The following is a 6,686-nucleotide window of genomic DNA, read 5'->3' as shown; positions in this document are numbered from 1 at the left end:
TCCCCCGTGGTCGTCGTCCATGACAAGCTCTTCTCCGGCACCCGCTGGACCGATCCCATCACCACCGGCGTCCTCGAGGTGACCTCGCCGGCCACCAACCAGGTCGTGGGCCGGGTCGCCGAGACCACCACCGAGGACCTGGACGAGATGGTCAGCCAGGCCCGCGACTCGTTCGAGTCCGGCATCTGGAGGAACACGCCGCCCGCCGAGCGCGGCGCGCTGCTCGCCCGCGTGGCCGACATGCTCGAGGAGCGGCAGAACGAGGTCTGCACCCTGCTGTCGCAGGAGATGGGCGCGCCGGCGAGCGCCGCGTCGATGATCCAGGTGACCCCCACCCTCGGCGTGCTGCGCTACTACTCCCGCCTCGCCGAGACCTTCCCGTGGTCCGAGGTGCGTCAGGGCGACTTCGGCGCCTCCGTCGTCACCCGCCAGCCCGTCGGCGTGGTCGCGGCGATCACCGCGTGGAACGTCCCGCTCTACCTCAACACCGCCAAGCTCGCGCCGGCCCTGCTGTCCGGCAGCTCGGTGGTCCTCAAGCCCTCGTCGGCCACCCCGCTGTCGGCGCTGTGGCTGGCGGACCTGTTCCGCGAGGCCGGCCTGCCCGAGGGCGTGCTGTCCGTGGTGACCGGCCCCAGCTCCGTGGGCGACCACCTGGTGTCCCATCCGGACGTCGACAAGATCTCGTTCACCGGCTCCACCGAGGTCGGCAAGCACATCGCCGGGATCGCCGCGCGGGGCCTCAAGCGCTGCTCGCTCGAGCTGGGCGGCAAGAGCGCCGCCATCGTGCTCGAGGACGCCGACCTGGCCTCCGCCGCCGGCACCATGGTGTTCTCCGCGCTCATGAACTCCGGGCAGGCGTGCGTGTCCCAGAACCGGATCCTGGCCCCGCGCTCGCGCTACGAGGAGGTGGTGGACGCGCTGGTCGAGAACGTCTCGCTCATGCCCGTCGGCGACCCCGCCGACGAGGGCACCGTGTTCGGCCCGCTGGCCAACCACAAGCAGAAGGCCTCCGTCGAGGGCTACATCCGCAAGGGCGTCGAGGAGGGCGCGACCATTGCCTACGGTGGCGGCGAGGTCGAGGGCCTGCCCGAGCACGTGGCCGAGGGTGCGTACGTCCAGCCGACCGTCTTCCGCGACGTGGACAACTCCATGACCATCGCCCAGGAGGAGATCTTCGGCCCGGTCCTGCAGGTGATCCCCTACGACTCGGTCGACGACGCCGTGCGGATCGCCAACGACTCCGAGTACGGCCTGGCCGGCGCGGTGTACTCGTCCGACCCGGACGCCGCGCTCGCCGTCGCCCAGCGCGTGCGCACCGGCACGATGGGCATCAACTGGTACGCCTTCGATCCCACCGCCCCGTTCGGCGGCTTCAAGAACTCGGGCCTCGGCCGCGAGAACGGCCCCGAGGGCCTCGAGGCGTTCTGCGAGCTGCAGAGCGTGCTCATGCCGTTCGGCTGGGAGCCGTCGGGCGACTGAGGCGGACCGGCTGGCGGCGCCCCGGGTGGGCGTCGTCAGCCGGTGCGGTCCGCGCGGAGACGGGGGCGGACGTGCTGCCGCTCTGATAACATTCGCGCCATGGGTTCACTGGTTCTCTAGTACGGGACGCCACGTCGAGTCTTCTCCGTGGTGGGTCCTACGCACGTTCGGCAGCGTGACGCTGCTGGCGTGAGGTCCCGTACCGCAGTGCGCGTCCCCAGGACGACGTACAACACCGCCGTCCGTTGGTGTCATCACCACGCGACGCGGAGAGGACACCAGCGATGACCCGATCACCCAGACCTTCGCATTCCCCGACCGTCTCCGCACGACGTCCGCATCGTCAGTGCCTCATCCGCGCGGGAACCGCCCGGTTCGCCGACCGGACAGTGCTAGACGGCGTCGACCTCGCCGTGGGGCCCGCCGACCGTCTCGCGGTGATCGGCGACAACGGCTCGGGGAAGTCGACTCTCCTGCGTGTGCTCGCGGGGGTTCTCCCGCTGTCCGCGGGGCAGCGGGATGTGCACCTCCCCGGAGGGCTCGCGTTGGCCGAACAACGACCCGAGTTCGCGCCGGGGACGACGGTGGCCGGAGCGCTCGACGTGCTGTTGGCCGATGTCCGCCGACTCGAGGCCGAGATGCGGGAGGTCGCCGACGAGTTGGCCCGCGCCGGGGCCGGGGATCAGACTCGGCTACTCGACCGGTTGAGCTACCTGATGGATCGGTTCGACGCGCGCGACGGGTATCAGCTCGACCAACGGGTGGATGCCTCGCTCGAGCAGCTGTCGCTCGGGCATGTCGAGCGGAGCCGCCCGGTGCACTCGCTTTCCGGGGGAGAGTCCGCGCGGCTCGCGCTCGCCGCCGCGCTGTCCTCTCGAGCGGAACTCCTCCTGCTCGACGAGCCGACGAACGACCTGGACGACGCCGGTATCGCCTGGCTGGAGGACCGCCTCGCGCACCATCACGGGGCGCTCGTCGTGGTCACCCACGATCGTGCATTCCTCGACCGCTTCGCGACCGACATCGTGTGCATCGAGGACGGTGGTCTGAGCCGCTACGGTGACGGTTATGCCGGGTACCTTTCGGCTCGTGCTGCGGAGAGACGGCGTCTGCTCGAGGAACACGAGACATGGCGCCGGGACCTGGCCCGGAACGAAGCCCTCGTCGCGGCGAACTCGTTCCGCCTCGGTGCGATTCCCCGCAAGCAGGTGCGGGCCGCCTTCGGCCACGGTGCCTTCCGTGCTCGGAGCCGTGACCACGGGGCGTCGAGTCGGATCGCGCAGGCGAAGGAACGGGTCTCCCGGCTCACCGCGAGGCCGGCACCCCGGCCGCCGGAACCGTTGACGTTCACGCCACCGTTCGCGGATCCCTCGGCGTCGGGGGATCGGGAGGGGAGTCACGGGACGGCCCTGATCCTCGCCGCTGGTTCCGTCGACACCGGGATCGACGGACGAGGGCCTCGCCTCAGCCTCGACGCACTGAGCGTCAACTCGAGGGATCGATGGCTGGTCTCCGGCCCCAATGGCGCAGGGAAGACCACTCTGTTGCGGGTGCTCGCCGGTGAACTCACACCGGACAGCGGAGTGGTCTGGCGGCGTCCCGGACTTCGTGTGGCGTGGCTGCGCCAGAGCCTCGATGCCCGCGTCGACGGCAGCCTGCTCGGCAGTTACGCCCGGGCGACGGGCGCTCATCGCGATGACGCTGCCCAGATGCTCCTCGGCCTCGGGCTCTTCGCTCCGCGGGACCTAGACGTGATGCTCTCGGAGCTCTCCGTGGGACAACGTCGGCGTCTCGAGATCGCTGTGGCGGTCACCGTCCCGAGTGACGTCCTCCTGTTGGACGAGCCGACGAATCACCTGTCCCCCGAGCTCGTCGAACAGCTGGAGAATGCTCTGGCGGAGTACGGCGGCGCGGTGCTCACCGTCACGCATGACCGACGCTGGGCGGAGAACGCGGCACGCTCACGCCGTCTACGACGGATGGAGGTGATGCCGGGTGGGCGGGTTGTCGTGCGGCCCGGGGTCGCGGTGTGACGACGCCTCGCTCTCGGCGCCTTTCTCATGATCCTCGACGAGACGGTGCTGTCGGTCGCGCTGCCGTCGATCATTGCCGACTACGGGGTGGCAGGGGCCGCGGGGATGCCGCCACGAACGAGAGGACCCCCGGCCGCGGCCGGGGGTCCTCTCTTTGGTCTGACGAGGCGGCGCCGGCCGGCCCGCGCGCTCACTCCACGCGGTAGCCGACCCCTCGCACCGTCTGCACCTTGTTCTCGCCGATCTTGCGGCGCAGGGAGCGGATGTAGACGTTGACGATGTTGGAACCCGGGTCGAAGTCCATGCCCCAGACGCTCTCGAGGAGCTGCTCGCGACTGATGGTCTCGCCCTTGTTGCGCAGGAGCATCTCGAGCAGCGAGTACTCGCGGTTGGTCAGCTCCTGGATGCGGCCGTCCACCTCGACGCGGCGGGTACGGATGTCCAGGCGCATTCCGGCGTGCTCGAGGATGCCCGGGTCCTCGGTCGCCTCGTGCTCACGCAGCCGCAGTCGGATGCGGGCGAGCAGTTCGGGGACGCGGAAGGGTTTGACCATGTAGTCGTTGGCGCCGGATTCCAGTCCCTCGACGGTGGTCGCGACGCTGTCGCGGGCCGTGAGGATGATGACGGGCGCGGCGAACCCGCGGTCGCGGGCCTCGCGCAGCAACGTCAGGCCGTCGGTGTCCGGCAGGCCGATGTCGAGCAACATCAGGTCGATGTCGGAGATGGTCGACAGGATGGCACGCGCGCTCTCCCCGTCCACCGCCTCGAGTGCGGTGTACTCGGCACCACCGAGTGCCTTGACCAAGACCGAGCGGATGAGGTCATCATCCTCCACGACGAGAACGTTCGTCATGCATCTCCTCCTTCTCCGACTTCGGAGTATCGCACGGGGGCCGCGCTGCTGGACGCTGGCAGGCGTCCGTGTCCGCGGTTCGGCCCGAGACCGGAGGGGTTCAGCGGGTCTCGGAGCCGCCCGCGTCGGACGGATCGGTCCCGGCGGCCGTGCCCGAATCCTTCTCGGGCGGCGGCGCGATGAGGGGGATGACGATGCAGAACGTCGCGCCGCCCCCGGCGGCGTTGAACGCGAACGCACGTCCTCCGTGCGCCTTGGCGATCGTAGAGACGATGGCGAGCCCGAGGCCGGTGCCGCCACGTCCGTCACGGAGCTGGCCGCGCGCGGTGTGGAACCGCTCGAAGATGCTCTCCTCCTCGCCGGGCGGGATCCCCGGCCCCCGGTCGCGGACCCACCACAGAAGCCGGCGACGGTAGGACTCCCGCTTCGGGGTCTCCGGGACGGCCCCGGACACGAGCTCCGCGGCGATGGTCGGGTCGCCGGGCTCGATGACCCGGCACCCGATCTCGATGGTGTCCCCGGGCCCGGTGAACCGGACCGCGTTGGAGCAGAACTGCATGAGGGCCTGCGTGATCCGGTGCTGGTCCAACCTGGCCAGACCCTCGGCGTACGGCAGCACCCGCCAGTCCCGGTCGGCCACCACCTCGATCTTGGCCTCGACGTCCAGCACGAGCTCCGTGACGTCGGTCGCGGCGGTCCGGAGGAAGTCCGGACGGTCGGCGCGGGCGAGCGTGAGCAGGTCCTCGACGATGCGGGCCATCCGGGACAGTTCGTCCTGCATGAGTCGGGTAGTCTCCGCCCGCCCCTCCGGGTCGTCGGGCATGAGGTCGAGGTTGCCCTGCACCACGGTCAGCGGTGTCCGCAGCTCGTGGCCGGCGTCGTCGAGGAACTCCCGCTGTGTGCGGTAGGCGTCCTCGACCCGCTCGAGCATGTCGTTGACGGTGTCGGCGAGGGAGACGATCTCGTCGGGCCCGTCGGAGGGCACGCGCCGTGACAGGTCGGCCGCGGAGATGGTCTCCGCCGCCTCGCGGATCCGTCGCACCGGGACGAGCATCCGGCCGGCGATCCACCACGCGAGCAGTGCGCTCACCACCATGCCCCCGGCGGCGGCCCAGCGCAGGAAGCCGGCGACGCGGCGGGTCTCGTCATGCGTGCCGCGGTCGTTGATGGCCACCACGATGTTGGCCGGACCGGCCGGACTCTCGACGGTGGCCTTGCGCCAGCGCACCGAGTCGTCGATCACGCCGGAGTCCTCCATGGGGGACAGCCCGATCCGCTGGATCCGCGAGCGCATGGCCGGGGGGAACAGCCGGTCCTCGTCCGGCCCGTACCGGGAGAGGGTGAACTGCGTCCCCGACTCGATGGCCGTGCCGACGAGCAGGATCTCGGAGGAGGGGTACTGCTGTGCCAGGTACGCCCGGATGAGCTGCTCGACGGTGGGGTCGTCAGACTCGAACGACGGCAGGATCCCGGCGGACATGAAGGTCGAGAAGTCGCCCGCCTCACGGTTGAGGCGAGAGTCGGTGACGCGTTCCGTGCTGAGGTCGAGCAGCTGGATCATGAAGATCACCATCGCGGCGAACACGGCCGCGGTCACCAGGGTGATGCTGACGGTGATGCGCAGGCGCGCCGAATGCCACCAGCGGGCCGGTTGTGACCTCCGGAGAGCGGGGCTCACCTCGGCTCGGAGCCGTCATCGGCGGGGGTCGCCGCGTCCGGCTCACCGTCGGCGGGGACGTCCGGGGTCGGGACGACGATCGGGGCGCCCACCACCGGTCCGATCATGTCCGGCGCGTCCCCGTGGGCCGGGTGCTCCGAGCGATCGGGCGTAGCCGCGTCCGGCGACGGGAGGCCGTCGACGACGTGGGGCGGCGGACCCACCGGGGGCGTGCCACCACCGGGCGGGCCGGGAGAGGTGAGCGGAGGCCGACCCATCAGTGGAGGACGACCCGTCAGCGGAGGACGGTCGGTCAGCGGGGGCGGGCCGTCATCGTCCGGAGCGGGCGTGCCCTCGGCGGGCTCGTCCTCGCCACCGTCGCCGGTGGGCAGTTCGCCCTTCGGGCCGTCGCCCATGGGCGACGGGATGGCGGGGCGATCCTGGCCCGGCCGGGGAGCCTGGGGATCGGTGCCGTCCGTCGGGGTGTCACCCTCGCCCGAACCGGCCGAGCCGAGCGGCTCGCCGCGGTCCACGGTGTCGCGGATCCGGCCGTGCCGGGCGCCGTCACCGGTCGCCGCTCCGGCTCTCGAGCGCGCGGGTTCGGTACCGCCGTCGGTCCGCGTCGGCAGGGGCGCGAGGTCGGCCGGCTGCGCGGCCAGTGTCG

General features: G+C 71.1%; 4 protein-coding genes and 1 pseudogene. 2 read left to right on the top strand and 3 right to left on the bottom strand.

The features are described from left to right. The first annotated feature begins 6 nt into the window (after window positions 1–6). Window positions 7–1,479 carry an aldehyde dehydrogenase family protein gene (locus G6030_RS02990; RefSeq protein WP_182642155.1) on the top strand — a complete coding sequence of 491 codons (1,473 nt, stop codon included), beginning with the start codon at window positions 7–9 and terminating at the stop codon, window positions 1,477–1,479. A gap of 389 nt (window positions 1,480–1,868) precedes the next feature. Beyond that, window positions 1,869–3,512, top strand: a complete 1,644-nt coding sequence (locus G6030_RS02985; RefSeq protein ID WP_347238556.1) for an ATP-binding cassette domain-containing protein — start codon at window positions 1,869–1,871, stop codon at window positions 3,510–3,512. A gap of 190 nt (window positions 3,513–3,702) precedes the next feature. Here the strand turns inward: G6030_RS02985 and G6030_RS02980 are convergent, their stop codons facing one another. The 3 genes and pseudogenes from G6030_RS02980 to G6030_RS02970 form a co-directional block, all read right to left on the bottom strand. After that, window positions 3,703–4,365 (bottom strand): response regulator transcription factor, encoded by a 663-nt coding sequence (locus tag G6030_RS02980; RefSeq protein WP_182642153.1) that lies wholly within the window; start codon window positions 4,363–4,365, stop codon window positions 3,703–3,705. A gap of 100 nt (window positions 4,366–4,465) precedes the next feature. Beyond that, window positions 4,466–6,043 carry an ATP-binding protein gene (locus G6030_RS02975; protein WP_182642152.1) on the bottom strand — a complete coding sequence of 526 codons (1,578 nt, stop codon included), beginning with the start codon at window positions 6,041–6,043 and terminating at the stop codon, window positions 4,466–4,468. Next, window positions 6,040–6,686, bottom strand: a pseudogene (locus G6030_RS02970) (hypothetical protein); the annotation flags it as partial. The pseudogene G6030_RS02970 and the gene G6030_RS02975, both read right to left, overlap by 4 nt.

Origin of the sequence: Dietzia sp. E1, assembly GCF_014145015.1 — a bacterium.
In the GTDB taxonomy this organism is placed as follows: Bacteria; Actinomycetota; Actinomycetes; order Mycobacteriales; family Mycobacteriaceae; genus Dietzia; species Dietzia cinnamea_A.
This window is presented reverse-complemented; position numbering and strand designations above follow the sequence as displayed.